Here is a 16,744-nt window from a genome sequence, read left to right as displayed (position 1 = left end):
TCGGTGAGCAGCGCATGGTGATCGCCTCGAAGGATCGTGCGCGAGTCGTCTTCCTTCCAGTCTGCGTCGGTGGGGCGACCGCCGTGCGATCACCGGCCCGGGAAAATGTGCCTTGATCTGCGGGTCTCCCTTGACTGGCGACAAGGGAGACCCGCGGATGGCCGATCGCCGGTTGCTTCTATGGCCGGTGCAGGCGGTCAGATGAGCCGGTCGCGGTGGGTGGCGGCGGCTTCGCGGACGAGGCGGGCGAAGTCGCCACGGCTGCGGTCCTGCTGCTGCCCGGCCTGTTCGTCGTCGTCCCAGTCCTCCTCATCGCCGAAGTCGTCCTCGTTGTCGAGTTCCTCGTATTCCTCGTGGAGGAGCCAGCAGCCGTGGATGCCGGCGAGGAGGTCTTCGAGGAGGTCGGGGGCGGGGCGTTTGGGATCGAGGGGGGTCAGGCGCAGGCCGGTGTCCTCGGGGTCGGTGTCCGGGCCGGCGTGTTGGGCGAGGTCGTCGTCGATGTCTTGGAGTTGTTCGCGCAGGCCGGCGGGGTCGGGGAGGAGGCCGTCGGCGATGTGGAGGGTGTGGCGTACGAGGCCGGTGACCGCGTCGTACGGGGAGGCGCCGGCTTCGAGGAGGTGGAGGACGAGGGTGGGGGTTTCGTGGGGGAGGGCTTCGATGTTGTCGGCTTCGAAGAGTACGGCGGTGGGGGAGTGTCCGGAGGCTTCGGCGGCGACCTCGGCTGCGGCTGCGAGCCAGTGGGCTGCGGCGACAGCGGCGGCGGTGGGGTCGATCTCGGCGAATAGTGCCGCGGGGCCGAAGGGGTCCTGCTCGAGGAGGCGGTCAGCGGCGGAGACCTGGACGGGGGAGGCGCCTTCGCGGCTGAGGAGGACGGCCTGGCGGGCGCGGCCGGTCAGGCCGCCGAGTTCAGCATTTTCCACGGCGGCGAGCTCGGTGCCGACTTCGGCGAGGACGGCGTCGGTGAGGTCCGCGTTGCCGAGGGCGTGCAGGGCGCGGCCAGCACGGTGGGCGGACTCGACCAAGGGGCTGTATTCGACGTCGAGCATGCCGTCCTGGGGGAGGTTGGGCTGGACGATGGCGCCGGGGACCTCGTCGAAGGATTTGCGTTCCGCCGCGCGGCGCCAGCCCTCGGAGTTGGGATCCTGGGAGGCGGCGGCACTGGCGGGGTGGGTGTAGGTGCGCCACGCCGCCTCGGACAGGTGGGTGAGAGCGCGGGCCAGCCGCATCAGCGCGGCCGTGTCCGCGCCGGCCGGGACGGCGGCGATACGGGTGGCGAGACCGCCCTCGCCCGTTTCCCAGGTCGCGATCAGCTCGTGCCGTTCGGGGTCGATGCTGTAGCGGGTCATGAAGTCGTACCTCCGGTGATCTGCTCGGCAATGCCGCCGGCCATCGAGCCATTCTGACGCATCGCCAGATAGCACCGGGTCGTGCAGCCGACAGGCGCAGACGGCTGCCAGAGAACGAGACCCCGTAGGGGCAGGGGCGTGCTCCTCGACGAGTTCGGCGCCACCATCGACCCGTCGCCGAGACCTTCGAGCCCCACCGCCTGTGCGCCTACCTGCACAGCCTCGCCGCGGCGTACACCACCTTCTACCAGCACTGCCCCGTCCTCAAGGCCCCCAGCCGAGAGGTCATGGAGACCCGGCTGCTGCTGTGCCAGCTCACCGGCCAGACCCTCCGCCAGGGCACGGACCTCCTCGGCATCGGAACGCCGGAGCGGCTGTAGATCTTGGCGATCTTCGGGGTGGACAGGTATCACCTGCCCGCCCTGAAGGACTCGCCTGAGTTTCTCCTCCCTGGGGGCGCTGCCACATGCCACGGCGCATCGTTTCGACATGCCCACCCGGATCGTCCCGCCACCGATTGTGACCAGATGCATTCAGGTCGATCGGTGCCGAGATGAAAGGCGACTCACTGGCTCGACAGGGCCTTGGGCGGCACCGTCGTGCTCAGCCCGAGGCCGAGCATGCGCTGGGACGCCCGGCGCAGCCACTGCGGCGAGTAGCACACCGGACCGCTTCGGCACCACCTGCTGTCGTCGCGGGCTACCGGTCGCAGCACACGGAGCTGTTCTCTTTCCGTACGCTAGCCCTGTCCGACCTCTCCGGTATCGTGCGGGCGAGCCGGGCTCTGCAGCGGAACAACACAAGAAGGTGGCGTGTGAGCGACAAGAATCAGGAGCTGGCTGACCTCATCTGGTCGGTCGCCGACCTGCTACGGGGCGACTACAAGCGCTCCGAGTACGGCAAGGTCATCCTGCCGTTGACGCTGCTGCGCCGCATGGACTGTGTAATGAAGGACACCCGCGAGGCCGTGTGGGCCCGTGCAGAGTCCTTCGCGGGCCAGAACAAGGACGCGATCCTTCGCGCCACCGCCGGCCGTGACTTCTACAACCTCTCGCGGCAGACGTTCGCCACCATCGGCGCGGACCCGGACACGGAGAAGGTTGAGAAGAACCTTAAGGACTTCATCGGTGGCTTCTCCTCAGAGGCCACCGAGATCCTCGACCACTACGCCTTCCATCTGCAGATCGACCGCCTGGCCAAGGCCGGGCTGCTCTACCTTGTGGTCCAGAAATTCGCGGGCATCGACCTCGGCCTTGAGGCCGTGGACAATCACAACATGGGCTACGTCTTCGAGGAGCTGATCCGCAAGTTCGCGGATGCCTCGAACGAGACCGCAGGTGAGCACTTCACTCCGCGTGAGGTCATCGAGCTGATGGTCGAGCTGCTCCTGGCGCCGGACAGCGGGCGCCTCACCGGGGCGGCTCCAGTGATCGATGTTCTCGATCCGGCCTGCGGTACCGGCGGCATGCTCTCGGCGGCTCAGGACCACATCAAGGCTCTCAACCCTGTCGCACGCGTGAACGTCTTCGGGCAAGAGCTGAATGCTGAGTCGTACGCGATCTGCCGATCTGACATGTTGTTGAAGGGGCAGGCTACCTCCAACATCCATTTCGGTAATTCTTTCACCCAGGACGGCCATGAGGGCGAGCAGTTCGAGTACATGCTTGCTAATCCGCCGTTCGGAGTCGAGTGGAAGAAGGTCGAAGAGCAGGTCAAGCAGGAGCACGAGGGCCGTGGCTATGACGGCCGCTTCGGTGCTGGACTGCCGCGAATCAACGACGGCTCGTTCCTCTTCCTGCAGCACATGATCCACAAAATGCGGCCGCTAAAGAAGGACGCCAACGGCGAGGAGATTGGCGGCAGCCGCGTCGCGATCGTCTTCAACGGCTCCCCGCTCTTCACTGGTGGCGCAGGGTCCGGTGAGTCCGAGATTCGCCAGTGGATCATCAGGAACAACTACTTGGAAGCGATCATCGCTCTCCCTGACCAACTCTTCTACAACACTGGGATCTCGACTTACGTCTGGATTGTCACCAACCGCAAACCGAATAACCTTAAGGACCGGATCATCCTCATCGATGCCCGGGATCAGTGGTCCAAGATGCGCAAATCGCTGAGCAATAAGCGCAAGGAGATCACGGAGGACCAGCGCAAGAAGATCTGTGCCTGGTACGGAGAGGCGTATCGTCTCACGCGTTCCGGCGACGGCTCGCAGCACTCCAATCCGGAAAAGGTCAAGGTGTTCGACGCGGACAACTTCGGCTATCAACGCATCACGGTGGACCGGCCGCTCAAATTGCGGTTCGAGGTCTCTGAGGATTCCCTGGACGCGCTGCGGGTAGCCAAAGCGGTGGAGAAGGAGCTCGGAGAAGGTGGGCCGGAGAAGCTGGCTGCCGCGCTCGAGCCGTTGCTGGGCAGCAGGTGGAAGACCAAGTCTGAGGCGTGGATTGCCCTGGGTGCAGCAATGGACCAGGCCGGCATCACCTGGCCGATGGCCAAGCCATTTGACAAGGCGATGCGTGATGCTGTTGGTGTCCCCGATTCGGAAGGCGAGACCCAATTCGTCAAGAAAGGTCAGCCTGAGCCAGACCCTGACTTGCGGAGTACCGAGAATGTCCCTTTGCGCGAGGACATCGACGCGTATTTCGAGCGCGAGGTGAAGAAGCACGTCGAGGATGCGTGGATCGCAGAGTCCAAAGACCCCAAGGCGAAGGAAATTGTACGTTCCCGCGTAGGCTATGAGATTCCGTTTACGCGGCATTTCTATGTATACCAGCCGCCGAGGCCACTCGAGGTAATCAGCACCGAACTCAAGGCCCTCGAGGTAGAGATTCAGAGGCTTTTGGGGGCGGTGACTCAGTGACATCTGATCTAATCGCACCATGGCTGTCGGAATCTCGCTGGCCAACAGTCCCCATCCGCTTCGTTGCAAGGCTCGGCACCGGTCACACGCCGAGCCGTACCGTGCCAGCCTACTGGGAAACCTGCACAATTCCGTGGATCACGCTTGCAGATGTCTGGCAGCTCCGCAGTGGCGCCGTTAATGTGATTTTGGAAACCAAAGAGAAGATTAGCTATCTCGGTTTGGCTAACTCTGCCGCAGTCAGGCATCGTGCGGGTACGGTGATTCTGTCTCGCACGGCATCGGTCGGATTTTCCGCGATTATGGGTACCGACATGGCGACCACTCAGGACTTTGTCACTTGGACGTGCGGCCCCGATTTGGAGCCGCGGTTTCTGCTGCACGCACTTCGTGCCATGTCGCCGGACTTGAAGCGTGTGGCGGCTGGATCGACGCACAAAACTATCTATATGCCTGACATCGAGCAACTGCGAGTACCGCTTCCGCCGGTAGACGAGCAGCGCCGCATTGCCGACTTCCTGGACTCTGAGACTGCATATCTCGATAAACTCAGGGACCTGCGTCAGAGTCAACTCAATAAGCTGGACGAGTGGTACAGGGCCGAAATTTCTGAGGCAACTACTCCTGGCATCTCCTCGCCTGGAGGCCGGAACTCGTTGTGGCCGTGGCTTCCCGCATCAATCTCTACTATTGGGCTCGGCTACTTGGCTCGAGTCCAATCCGGGGTGGCGGTACATGGCGCACGGAAAGCGACCCCGAATGATGCCGAGTACCCCTACCTTCGTGTCGCGAATGTGCAGGGCGAGAAAGTAGACCTGGCAGAGATTAAGACAATCACCATTTCTGCGGACCTGGCTCGGCGAGCGACGCTTCGAGCTGGCGATGTTGTGATGACAGAAGCCAATGGGAATCCAGATAATCTAGGCAGGGGTGCTGTCTGGAACGGTGAAATCCCCAGAATGGTGCATCAGAATCACATCTTTGCTATTCGTGTCGATCGGCGAAAGTTGATCCCGGCGTATCTATCGGCTTTGCTTGCTTCTAATCATGGGCGTCGCTACTTCCGCTTCACTTCTTCGCAGGTCGGAATCGCCACCACCAGCAGTACAAAGGTCATGAGCTTTCCCGTGCCAAAAATCGGACTTGCCGAACAACAAGCAGTCGTTGACCGGTGCGAAGGGGCGCGCTCAACAACGACTACTGCGGAGGATGCTCTGACCCGCCAACTGAGTCTGCTCGCCGAGCACCGTCAGGCCCTCATCACCGCTGCGGTAACTGGTCAATTCGACGTTACTTCAGCCCGCAAAGCGGTCGTTGTGTAGGCCACTTTATGCGGTACTCCTGACCTGCACCGCGTAACGACCCGCTACCCGCCGACCATAGATGGAGCCTCCATATGACCACCATCTTTCCCCGCGCGCACGAGGCCCACACCGAGGCCGCGTTCGAGGACGCTGTCGAGGCTGCCCTGATCCGTGGCAAATGGGAGCGGAGCCTGGCCAAGAAATACAGTCACGAACTCGCTATCGAGACCTCGGAGTTGGCGCAGTTCCTGAACGACTCTCAGCCGGAGGCATGGGGACGGTTGATGGACATATATGGGGAGGCGGAAAAGTACGCGATCCAGCGGTTCGCCGCGTACGTGGCTAAGCAGATAGATGAGCGTGGGCTGCTGGACGTGCTGCGTCATGGAGTGGTCCAGCGTAACGTCAAGCTGCGGCTGGCGTACTTCCGGCCTGCCCACACTCTGGCCGTGGGGGCACTGGACGAGTACGACGCGAACCGGCTCACCGTGGCGCGGCAGTTCCACTACTCCGGTGCGGATCCGACGAAATCCCTGGATCTTGCGTTCTTCGTGAACGGACTGCCCGTCGCGTCGGCCGAGTTGAAGAACGCGCTAACCGGAAAGTCGGTCGAGGACGCGAAGAGGCAGTACCGTACTAACCGCAACCCGAACGAGTTGTTCTTCGCCCGTCGCACGTTGGTGCACTTCGCGATTGATCCGGACCTGGTGTTCCTGACGACGCGGATTGCCGGAGCGAAGACCCGGTTCCTCCCATTCAACATGGGCACCGGCGGACCGGGTAACCTCGGTGGCGCGGGTAATCCGCCCGCTGCCGCCGAGGCGGAGTACGCGGTCTCGTACCTATTCGAGCAGGTCATGCACCGCGACAACTGGATCGACCTCCTGCACCGTTACCTGCACGTCGAGGACGAAGCCGCGAAGGCCGGCAAGGCCCCTCGTTACCGGCCCGGTTCCGCGCACAAGCAGCCGCTGATTTTTCCGCGGTTCCACCAGTGGCACGCAGTGCGGAAGATGACCGAGCACGCGGCCACGCACGGGGCAGGTGAGAACTACCTGATCCAGCACTCCGCGGGGTCGGGCAAGTCCAACACGATCGCCTGGCTCGCCCACCGCCTGGCCTCTTTGCACACTCCCGAAGATCCCGCGCTCCTGGATCCGGCTGCTGCCCAGGCCAAGGGCCTTGGGCCCAACGCGCAGGTATTCGACAAGGTCGTGGTCATCACCGACCGGCGAGTACTGGACAAGCAGCTCCAGGACACCATTTACCAGTTCGACCACACCCCAGGCGTGGTCCTGCGCGTCGACGACGATTCCCAGCAGCTCGCGGACGCGCTGATCGGGACGACGGCCCGCATCGTGATCACGACATTGCAGAAATTCCCGTTCATCCTGGACAAGGCAACCGGACTTGGCCGCGAGCGCCGCTACGCGATCATCATCGACGAAGCGCACTCCTCTCAGGGCGGCAAGGGCACTGACGCGCTCAAGCGGATGCTGGGCAAGCTGGGCGAGGGCACGATCGACGAGGACGGCGATCCGCTGACCGCAGCCGCGCTCGCCCGCGGCAAGCAGCCCAACCTGTCCTTCTTCGCATTCACCGCGACCCCGAAGGACAAGACCCTCAAGCTTTTCGGCACCGAGTCGCGCGAGAGCGGGCAGATGGAGCCGTTCCACATCTACTCGATGCGGCAGGCCATCGAGGAGGGCTTCATCCTCGACGTGCTCGGTACCTACGTCACCTACGGCACGTACTTCAAGCTGCAGCAGGCCGCCGCGGACGAGGCCGAGCGACAGGTGGATCCGCGGAAGGCGAAAGCGAAGCTGGTGCGGGCGGCTCTGATGTCCGAGGCGTCCCTGGAGTCTCGGGCGAAGATCATCGTGGAGCACTTCCGTGCCCACACCGTGGACAGGCTCGGCGGCAGGGCCCGCGCCATGGTCGTCACCCCCGGCCGCGAGCACGCGGTGCGCCTCTACCAGGCAATCCGCGCCTACGTGGAGCGCTGCGGCTACACCGACTGTGGCACTTTGGTGGCCTTCTCCGGGATCCTCACCCTGGACGAGATCGAATACACCGAGGCGAAGCTGAACGGTTTCGCGGAGGGCAAGCTGCCCGAAGCCTTCGCCTACACCCGCCTGGACGACCCCAAGCCGCCGTCCGTGCCCCGGCCCGAGTACCGAATCCTGGTCGTCGCAGACAAGTACCAGACCGGATTCGACCAGCCGCTACTGACGACGATGTACGTCGACAAGCTGCTGGCCGGACTCGCCGCAGTGCAGACGCTGTCCCGGCTGAACCGCACGCATCCGCTCAAGTCGGCCGAGGACTTGTTCGTGATGGACTTCGCCAACAAGCCGGCGGTGATCGAGGAGGCGTTCCAGCAGTACTACGAGGCGTCGATCTCCGAACCGACCGACCCGGACTTCCTGTTCAACCGGTACGACGAGGTGATGGCCTACCGGCTGCTGATCGAAGCGGAGATGGATGCCTTCGTCACGGCCTACTTCGCCGCGTTCAAGAACGGCACTGCCACCGATGCCGCGGTCTCCAAGGCCCACGCGAAACTGCACACCTACACCCAGCCGGCCGTGGACCGGTTCAACGCGCTGGCCGATGACGAACCCGACGCCGCACAGGAGTTCCGACGCGCGCTGGACTCCTACGTTAAGGCGTACGGCTGGCTCTCCCACGTCATCGGTTTCGAGAACGAGGACCTGGAGCGCCTCTACCAGTACGGGAGGTTCCTGGTACGCCGCCTAAGGCTCCCGGTCGGCTCGGCGAGCGCGGACATAGGCGAAGCCACCCCCAGCCACATGAACGTCCGCAAGACCGGCACGGCCGACCTCATCCTCAAAGCGGAAGGCGCTCAGCTACTGCCCGGCCTGGTCCCGCAGCCCGCCGGCGCTGGGCTGGAGGTCGAGGAAAAGTCCCTCGCCGAGGTCATCGAGTCGGTCAACGACGAGTACGGCATCGGCCTGTCCACGACCGACCAGATTCTTCTCGGTCAACTGATCGTCGCCGTCTCGGAAGATCCGGACCTGAAGCGGATCGGCCTTCACAACGACGAAGAGACCTTCCGCCGTGAGGTCAACAAGGACATGGACCGCATCGTCATCGACCAGGCCAGGTCCAACGACGCCCTGCTCGTGCGGTACTACGACGATCCGCTTGTCAACAAGATCTTCAAGCAGGTTGCCACCCAGCAGGCGTACGGACTCATCCGCCGCCCCGTTCGCCGCGAAGCGGAGCGTCGGGCCACCGAAGAGCGAGCCGCAGCGATCAAGTCCGGTGAAGCGCGAGCCACCCGTCCGGCCGATGCATAATCTGTACCAACAGTTCCACGTCACGTTGAACTCCGGTGCTGCGCGGGCGCCGTGGCCGAAAGGATCGCTGCAGTGCCGCAGGATGGGTTCCACGATGCGCCGACCGAAGAAGCAGGCAGGCAACCGTCCCGCGTGATCGCGGGACGGTACTGGCTCGACCGCCCGATCGGCGCCGGCGGCATGGGCGAGGTCTGGCACGCCTATGACGAGCGCCTCGACCGCCGCGTCGCGGTCAAGATGATGCTTACCGACACCCGCGGCCTGCCCGGCATCGCCGGCTTCGGCGCGGCCGAGATGCTGGCCACCCGCCGCGACCGCTTCCTGCGTGAAGTCCGTACTACCGCTGCCTTGGAACACCTCGGCATCCCGGCCATCTATGACACCGGCATAGACGAGACCACACACCAGCTGTACGTGGTCATGCAGCTGCTGCGCGGGCGCGAAGTGCAGACCTTAATCGATGACACGGAATACGACGTCTCACCGCTGGCCATCTCCTGGGCCGCGGCGGCAGGCGTACAGATCGCTTCCGTGCTGGATGAGGTGCACCGCAACGACGTCGTCCACCGCGACATCAAGCCGTCCAACCTTATGGTCACCTCCGACGGCGTCATCAAGGTCCTCGACTTCGGTGTCGCCGCCCTGCGCGGTGCGGGCAACCACCCCCGCCTGACCCAGGAAGGCATGACGGTCGGCACCCCGCCCTACATGTCGCCCGAGCAGAGCCTGGCCAACGAGGTCGGACCGGCCTCCGACATCTACGCCCTGGCGTGCGTGATGTACGAACTCCTCACTGGCCGCCCCCCGTTCACGGCCGACGCCAACGGCTCCCACGCCTGGCACCACGTGCGCTCCACCCCACCGCCGATCCGCACCCGGCGCCCGGACATCCCCGAGGAGCTCGAGGACCTCCTGTTGGGGATGCTGGACAAGGAACCCGAACGCCGCCTGGAGGCATTCCAGGTGTACGACGCACTGCTGCCGTGGGTCTACAAGCAGGACCTCGCCGGTGCCGCTCAGACCGAGTTCGACCCGCGCCAGCCTTTCCGCCGTCCCTTCAGCGGACCGCCCAAGCGCACCATCCTGACCGGGTACACCCCGACCCTGATGATTCCGGCCGAACCGAGCCCTGCGCCCGAGACGCCCCCCACGCCGCTGAGCGACGCTGAAGCCAACGAGGTTGCGGACCGGGCAGCGCAGCTCGCCCAGGCCCGCCAGTTCGTCCAGGCTGCCGACCTCCTTGCCGACGCCATCCGCCGCGCCCAGGACAGCGTCCTGCACGACGACCTCACGTTCTCCCTGGCCCAGGTCCGATTCCTTGCCGGCGCCTACCGTGAGGCTGCCGGCCTCTTCGACGAGGTCGGTGCCGCCTGGACTGCGCGCTATGGCACCAACGACGAGCAGGCGCTGCTCTGCCGCTACTACGCGGCCCAGTGCCGCATGGCCCTCGGTGAGTCCACCGCAGCGATCGAGGCATTCCGTGCCTACACCGCCCACGCCCCCGAGCCCGCCGACGCGGCGGCCGTCGACCGTCACCTCGATGCTCTGGCCAACCTCGCGCGCCTCCACGCTGCCCGCGAACGCTTCCCCGAAGCCCGTCGCGCAGCCGCGGCCCTGCGTGAGGCAACCAAGCGCCTGCGCGGCCCCGACGCCCCGGACCTCGCCGACATCGACGGATTCGTGAAGCGCCTCAGTCGCTTCACGGACTGATGATGACCAAGCGGGATATCTCGTCCAAGGCTGGCAGAGAGGACGCCGAGCCGAGTCACGCTTTCGAGAGCGGCTGCGCGTAGGCGCGGCCCCGCGGGTGACACTGACGCCGAGGCTGACCCAGCACCGGAGAGAAGGACCAGCAGCATGTCATCCGTCGCATTTACGCTCGTGAGTACGCATGCGAGCGGTGACGAGCAATGCGGCCAGGGGGGTTAAGGAATGGCTGTCTACAAGTACGGCTTCGTCTATGTCATGGTGAATCCGGCGATGCCGGATCTCGTCAAGATCGGCTGGTCCGAGCACCTTCCCGAGGACAGGGCCGAGGGGCTGTCGAAGACGGCTGTACCGTTCCCCTTTCAGGTCGCCTATCGAGCAAAGACCTTGCGGCACAGAGAAGTCGAGAGGCAGGCCCATAGGCTTCTGGCCGCCGCCCGTGTCGCACCGAACCGGGAGTTCTTCCGGGTCTCCGTCGAGGACGCGGTTGGGGCGGTTCGACTTGCTCAGGAGCAGGTGACGGGGATCGACTCCTGGACGTCCTCTCCGGAGCGTCATCTTGTAGGCCGCGGAGATCGTGTCGTCCTGCCGTTGAAATCCGGCCAGGTCTTCGTGCTCACCGCCTATCCCGAGTTCCTGAGCACAGAGCCCCACGTTCTCGACATCTGGCAGGCTCACACAGACGGAGACGTGCTTGAGATCGATGGCGCTGATCACCCCGGGCACGTAGCCGGTCTCAGCGACGGCGACCCCGGCGGCGACGAGGACCCCGTGCCGTTCCTCGACCGTTCCGGCGAAGTCCAAAACGGGACACTGATCGGACGCGAGCGCCTTGTCTCGGGCGATCGACTGATCTGGCTCGCGGACACCGAGGACCCGGCCCACTGCGCCTGCGTGGTGTTCGAGGCCGACAGTGCCTGTCAGATTGCCTGCCGCACATGGAATCCACAGTCGAACCCCTTCGGCGTGCCCCTTCTCCTGAACGACCTCGTTCGTGATCCCTCTCCTGCAATGGTGGAGGCGGCGAAGAAGGTACTCGATCTACGTAGGCCACGGACCTGGGCTCCTCGCAGCCCGGATCCGGACGGGGACTGGGCCATTGCTGCGACACTCCCACAGCCGCCCGAGTACTGGTTGCCGCAGCTACTGAAGCGGCGTCCGCAAACGTGACCATGCGGAGCTGGCAGGCGCTCGGCAGGCCACCGGCACCGCCACTGCCCCTGAGGGCCTGGTTCTCGCACTCCTGATCGCTCCCGAGGACGGGCACCTGGGCCGACTCGCAGAGAGGGAGATGACCACGGCACCATTCGGGCGGCAGTTCGGGATCCTGCCGCGACAAGCTTCGCATCACCAGTCGGACGAGACCGACTGGTGTCGAGTCGGCAGGCCGAGTGCGGAGGACGACACTCTCAGCCGCCTTGTCGGTGCCCTCATCTAGGCTCGCAAGCCGAGACCGATAGGGGAGTTACGTGCTCGACTGTGCTCTGACCGCAGACGTTCCGCTCGGCCCGTTCGAGGGCACGCCCGTCACCGTCCATTCGGCCAAGGGCAAGAACGTCAAGCTCCATGCCTCGGCGACGTGCACCCAGCTGCGTGCCCGTGACATTACGACGGCCGAGGTCCCGTTGAACGCGGAGACGATCGGCCGGATGTGCTCGCGCTGCGCGCAGTGGGGCGCGTGGGTGCGCCCGGAAACCGGGCTGGGTGTCTTCCTCAAGGAACTCGGCGGGATCGGCCTGCTGTACCAGCTGCGATCTCACACCGGGCCGGACGAGGACACCTGGTGGGATGAGAACGAGGTCCAAGCCGCCGCCGACCTGTTGCGCACCGAGCCCGCAGTCGACCCTGACAGCGAGGAAGCGGACGGCGACGACGAAGCGGCGCGCGAGGATGCCGAGCACGTGCGGGATAGCGTGTTCTCCGCCTGGCGGGATGCGGCGAAGAGCCTGTACCAGGCCCAGACCGCTGCCGCGATGTTCCCCTGGCTCGCCGACTGGGCGGAGCCGAAGCTGGCCGCGAAGAAGCAGTACCTGGAGACGCTGCGTGTGCAGGCAGCAAGGTTCGTCGACCCGGACGGACTCCTGACCGGCGCGGCAGCGGCACTCCTGGACGAGCCGGAACTGCCCGCCGACGATCCGGCGCTGACGGCGATCGGCACGCGAGAGGAGATCAACAGGGGGCTGAAGGCACTGTGGCGGGACTGGCAGCGCAAGGCCGAAGCTGGCTGGGGCCGGCCGAGTGAGCGCTCGTACATCTCCTGCATGCTCACCCAGGGTATGCGCTCCAACCGCAAGGGCTACGCACAGGCATGTTCCGCCGCTGACGGGCTGGTCGCGTCCTGGGAGGACCTGGCGTGTGCCGCGGCTGCCGGGGCCGGGCCCGCGCCGACCTTGCTGGTGACCGCGCACCTGTCGGACGTCGCCGACGACTCCTCGCACCGGTACGAGCGGGGATTCCTCAGCGAACTCGACAACTGGACCACCGGCGTTCTCGTCACCTACCTCGCCACCGCCGACTGGGGCCAGCGCACCCTCACCCTGCAGGTCCCGCCCCTCATCGCCGACCGACTCCTTGACTCCCGCTCCTCCCTCCTCGACTGCGAACTCCACACCATCGCCACGACCGAAACGACGACCGGTACCGAGGTCGAAACGGCCGTAGCCCACATCAGGCCAGGGATCTTCGACGACACCCCCGTCCGTGACCGCCAGCCGTTCGCCGCCGACCACCTGCGCGCGCTGCGCGCCGTCTCGGCGGGCGACGACCAGCCGTATCTGGTCTTCTCTCCGGACACAGGGCCGGAGGTATTGCCACTGGCGGTCGTCGAGAGGCGGCTGACCGCCGGGTGGCGGGGAACCATCATCGCCGGAGCCTCGGACCTGCCGGCGAGCGTCATCGAACCGTGGATCCAGGAAATCGGGCCTCGTCCCGACGAAGACGAAGAGGAGAGCGTCTGGCCCGCCCCCGTCCGCGACCCGCACGATCCGCGGTTCGGAGAGGACCTCGGTCTCGCAGACGGCGCCCGCACCACCGCTCGGCTGAGGTACCGAAGGGAGAACCCCGAGCAGGAGCTACGGTGCCTGGCCATGGCACGCGGCGCGGCGGACTTGCGCACTCTCGACGGCGGCCCCGACCGCGACGGTCGCCGCCGCACCGTGTCCAGCGCGGTGTGGCACGGCCTGCTGGTCAGCGCCCGCCGTCTTCGCCTCCAACCGTTCGAGCAGCCCGGCACCGACCGGTGGCACCGCGGCAGCGGAATTCCGTTGGACGTCCTCGCCGACGTGCAGGTCTACACAACCGATGCCGATCCTGGCTGGCAGCGCAAGGGCCACTCGCCGTTCTGCTCACACTCCGGAGAACGCGGCGTCACCGAGCACGACGACCTGCTGCGCATCGCGGACCTCCTCGCCCGCGACGACTTCGACTGGTGCAGCAAGTGCGACGGCTTCGCGGTACGGCGACTGACCGATACCCAGCTGTCCTACTACCGGGCGGCCCACCGCCTCCACGACGTCGCCCAGAAGCTCGACCGGGACTCGGGCACCACGCACGGGACAGACGGGGAGGCGCTGGCCGCTCAGCTGAGCGAGCTGTCCGACTGGCACCCGATCGGCGAGAAGTACTGGGACGCCCCGGAGTCGTGGCGCTGGAGCGAGATCATCCGCGACCTCCGACGGCGCCTCGAGGCGGCCCGCCGCCAGACCCCCTGACGAAGAGCCCGACTGCACGGGGTGTCCTGGGGGCGACTCTGCCGCTCGCAGGACACCGCCGTTGCCCTGTTCACGGTTTGCCCGACCGGACGCGGCCTGGTCGAGCGCCTGGGAGGGCGCGAGAACGGCCTCGTCGGGGTCTCTGTGGTAATCGTGCTGGCCTGAGAAAGTGTTGGGTAACTGGGTGGTCACTCGCTCTTGAGGTCGTCGGCGAGGCGGCGGGCTGCTTCGGTCTCGATGGGGCCGTGCGGTTCGATCTGCTCGCCGGCGAGGCGGGCGGCCATGAGGCGGATCATCGCGACCTTGATCATCGCTTCGGCGTGCGCGGTCTTGCGCTCGTAGTCGCGTGCCAACCGTCTGCACCGTCCCAGCCAGGAGAATGTCCGCTCGACCACCCACCTGCGGGGCAGCACCTGGAAGCCTTTCACATCGGCGTTGCGAGGCACCGCGACGATCTCCAGGCCCTCGCGCTCGGCCGCCCAAGCCGACGAGGCCGGCGTCGATCGCGTTGACGTAGCCCCCGTCCACCCACACCAGCCCGACCAGCGGAAACACGTCGCGGACGTCGGCCAGGACCAGCTTCGCCCCGGCGCGCTCCTGGACCGAGGCCGAATGCACGACCGCGCGCAGCACGAGCCCGCCGGTGTCCACGAGCAGGTGCCGCTTACGCCCCCGCACCCGCTTGCCCGCGTCGTAGCCGACGGCCTGCCCGCCCTGATGACTGCGCACGGACTGCGAGTCCAGCACAGCGGCCGACGGCTGCGGATCCCGGCCGTCGGCCACCCGCACCCGCTCGCGCAGCGCGTCGTGGACCCGGTCCCAGGTGCCGTCCGCCGCCCAGGCCCGGAACCAGCGGTACGCCGCGTCCCACGGCGCGAGATCGTGCGGCACCAGCCTCCACGCACAACCCGTGACCAGCACATACAGCACGGTGTCCACGATCAGCCGACGCGGGAACTTCAACGGCCGCCCACCCCGACGCGGATCCCGCACCGGCAGCAGCGGCTCGATCACCAGCCACTGAGCATCCGTCAACGACGAGGCATAGAACGGCTTGCACGAACAGGCACACATGGAGGTGATCTTCGCGGTCGACACGACCACGAAGATCACCCACCCAGCCTCACACCACGCAGTTGATCAATTACCCAACACTTTCTGAGCCGGGCGGCCGATCGTGCGTAGCGTGGTCAAGGGCAGCAGGCAGCGCGTTGACTGCCGGCTGGCGATCCCTGTGTTTCTTGACGCGGTGATTCCATGATGGTGTCATTGAATCGTGCTGTACTCGCTGCCTGAACTCGAAGATGCCGACCGGGTTGTCCTCGCGGAGATTGAGGACATGCGGGATCGGCTGCGCCTGCATCTGCGCACGCCCCGGCGATGGGAGGGGCAGCTGCGGCGCAACCTGACCGCGCGGGCGATCGCCGGGTCGAACACGATCGAGGGCTACGCGGCGAGCGTGTCGGACGTCGAGGACATCATGGTCGGCGAGGCCCCGATCGAGGCGAGCGACACCGTCGCGGTCGAGATCGAGGGCTATCGGCAGGCGATGACCTACATCCAGCGCCTGGCCGAGGCCGGTGAGGACTTCGCGTACAGCAAGGGGCTGCTCAACGCGCTGCACTTCATGATGCAGGGCCACCACCTGGTCAAGCGCCCCGGCTGGTGGCGCACCGGTCCGGTGTACGTCACGTCGGCCGAGGACCCCACCATCGCGGCCTACACCGCGCCGGACGCCGGCCTGGTCCCGGTGCTCACCGGTGAGCTGGTGGAGTGGCTGAACGATGGCGACCTCGACGTGCCCGGACTCGTACGGGCGTCGATGGCGCACCTCAACCTGGTCGCGATCCACCCGTGGTCGGACGGCAACGGACGGATGTCCCGCGCCCTGCACACCCTGGTCCTCGCCCGCGAGGGGATCATGGCGCCGGAGTTCTCCAGCATCGAGGAGTGGCTCGGCCGGGCCCGCAACACCTACCGCTACTACGACGTCCTCGGTGAGGTCGGCGGCCCCGTCTGGACCCCCGAGCGCGACACCCTCCGGTGGGTTCGGTTCTGCCTGCGGGCCCACCACCAGCAGGCCCAGAGCGTCGAGCGGCAGATGAGCAGCACCCGCGAGATCTGGACCGCCCTCGACGAAGCCGTCGAGCAGCGCGGCTGGCCCGACCGCATGATCTACGCCCTCTACCCCGCGGCCATGGGCAACCGCGTGCGGAGGGCCACGTACCAGGCCGACGCCGAACTGAGTGAGCAGCAGGCCCAGCGCGACATCCGCGAGCTCGTCCGTGCCGGCTGGCTCGCCGCGAAGGGTGAGGCCCAGGGCCGTCACTACCTCGCCGGCCCGGACCTCCCCGAGGAGATCACGCGCGGAGTCCGTGAGCCCTGGCCGTTGCGTGACCCCTACGTGTGACCCGGCAGGGCGGAGGTTGAGCTGCCTCACCAGCCGGGCCTTTCCCACGCCCCGCCGCCCGCCATCACCGGCGCTCGGTTG

Annotated in this window: 11 protein-coding genes; 8 read left to right on the top strand and 3 right to left on the bottom strand. The window is 66.1% G+C overall.

The window, feature by feature from the left end; translation table 11 throughout:
• Positions 1–197 precede the first annotated feature (197 nt).
• On the bottom strand, positions 198–1,346 hold the full coding sequence (locus tag ACIO9K_RS03040; RefSeq protein WP_400326532.1) for a hypothetical protein: 1,149 nt from the start codon (positions 1,344–1,346) through the stop codon (positions 198–200).
• A 200-nt stretch (positions 1,347–1,546) separates the two neighbouring features.
• Between ACIO9K_RS03040 and ACIO9K_RS03035 the strand changes: the two genes are divergently transcribed.
• Entirely contained in the window at positions 1,547–1,726 is a 180-nt protein-coding gene (locus ACIO9K_RS03035; protein ID WP_400326668.1) for a DALR anticodon-binding domain-containing protein, read from the top strand.
• A gap of 185 nt (positions 1,727–1,911) precedes the next feature.
• Here ACIO9K_RS03035 and ACIO9K_RS03030 read toward each other — a convergent pair whose 3' ends face one another.
• Entirely contained in the window at positions 1,912–2,061 is a 150-nt protein-coding gene (locus ACIO9K_RS03030; RefSeq protein ID WP_400326529.1) for a hypothetical protein, read from the bottom strand.
• A gap of 99 nt (positions 2,062–2,160) precedes the next feature.
• Between ACIO9K_RS03030 and ACIO9K_RS03025 the strand changes: the two genes are divergently transcribed.
• The 6 genes from ACIO9K_RS03025 to ACIO9K_RS03000 all read left to right on the top strand — a co-directional run bounded on the left by ACIO9K_RS03025 (position 2,161) and on the right by ACIO9K_RS03000 (position 14,253).
• On the top strand, positions 2,161–4,209 hold the full coding sequence (locus ACIO9K_RS03025) for an N-6 DNA methylase (RefSeq protein WP_400326526.1): 2,049 nt from the start codon (positions 2,161–2,163) through the stop codon (positions 4,207–4,209).
• A complete protein-coding gene (locus tag ACIO9K_RS03020; protein ID WP_400326523.1) occupies positions 4,206–5,531 on the top strand; it encodes a restriction endonuclease subunit S in 1,326 nt (441 codons plus the stop codon). Before ACIO9K_RS03025 ends, ACIO9K_RS03020 begins: the two co-directional genes overlap by 4 nt.
• Before the next feature lie 74 nt (positions 5,532–5,605).
• Complete coding sequence (locus tag ACIO9K_RS03015; protein WP_400326520.1) at positions 5,606–8,836, top strand: type I restriction endonuclease subunit R; 3,231 nt, start codon at positions 5,606–5,608, stop codon at positions 8,834–8,836.
• Positions 8,837–8,908: 72 nt separating this feature from the next.
• Positions 8,909–10,546: a protein kinase gene (locus ACIO9K_RS03010; protein ID WP_400326517.1), complete on the top strand. Its 1,638-nt coding sequence runs from the start codon at positions 8,909–8,911 to the stop codon at positions 10,544–10,546.
• Positions 10,547–10,768: 222 nt separating this feature from the next.
• Positions 10,769–11,713, top strand: coding sequence for a GIY-YIG nuclease family protein (locus ACIO9K_RS03005; RefSeq protein ID WP_400326514.1), 945 nt, complete (start codon positions 10,769–10,771; stop codon positions 11,711–11,713).
• A 299-nt stretch (positions 11,714–12,012) separates the two neighbouring features.
• Positions 12,013–14,253 (top strand): hypothetical protein, encoded by a 2,241-nt coding sequence (locus ACIO9K_RS03000; protein WP_400326511.1) that lies wholly within the window; start codon positions 12,013–12,015, stop codon positions 14,251–14,253.
• A gap of 188 nt (positions 14,254–14,441) precedes the next feature.
• Here the strand turns inward: ACIO9K_RS03000 and ACIO9K_RS02995 are convergent.
• Positions 14,442–15,327, bottom strand: a protein-coding gene (locus ACIO9K_RS02995) for an IS5 family transposase (protein ID WP_400326665.1) whose coding sequence is annotated in 2 segments (ribosomal slippage) — positions 14,442–14,735 and positions 14,737–15,327 — 885 coding nt in all. Because the reading frame shifts where the segments join, the coding sequence is not laid out codon by codon here.
• Positions 15,328–15,592: 265 nt separating this feature from the next.
• Here ACIO9K_RS02995 and ACIO9K_RS02990 point away from each other — a divergent pair.
• Positions 15,593–16,663 (top strand): Fic family protein, encoded by a 1,071-nt coding sequence (locus ACIO9K_RS02990; protein WP_400326508.1) that lies wholly within the window; start codon positions 15,593–15,595, stop codon positions 16,661–16,663.
• The last annotated feature ends 81 nt before the right edge of the window (positions 16,664–16,744 follow it).

The organism is Kitasatospora sp. NPDC087271 (assembly GCF_044744605.1).
Classification (GTDB): Bacteria; Actinomycetota; Actinomycetes; order Streptomycetales; family Streptomycetaceae; genus Kitasatospora.
Note: the sequence above shows the minus strand (reverse complement) of the source record. Positions and strands in the feature narration are given on the sequence as shown.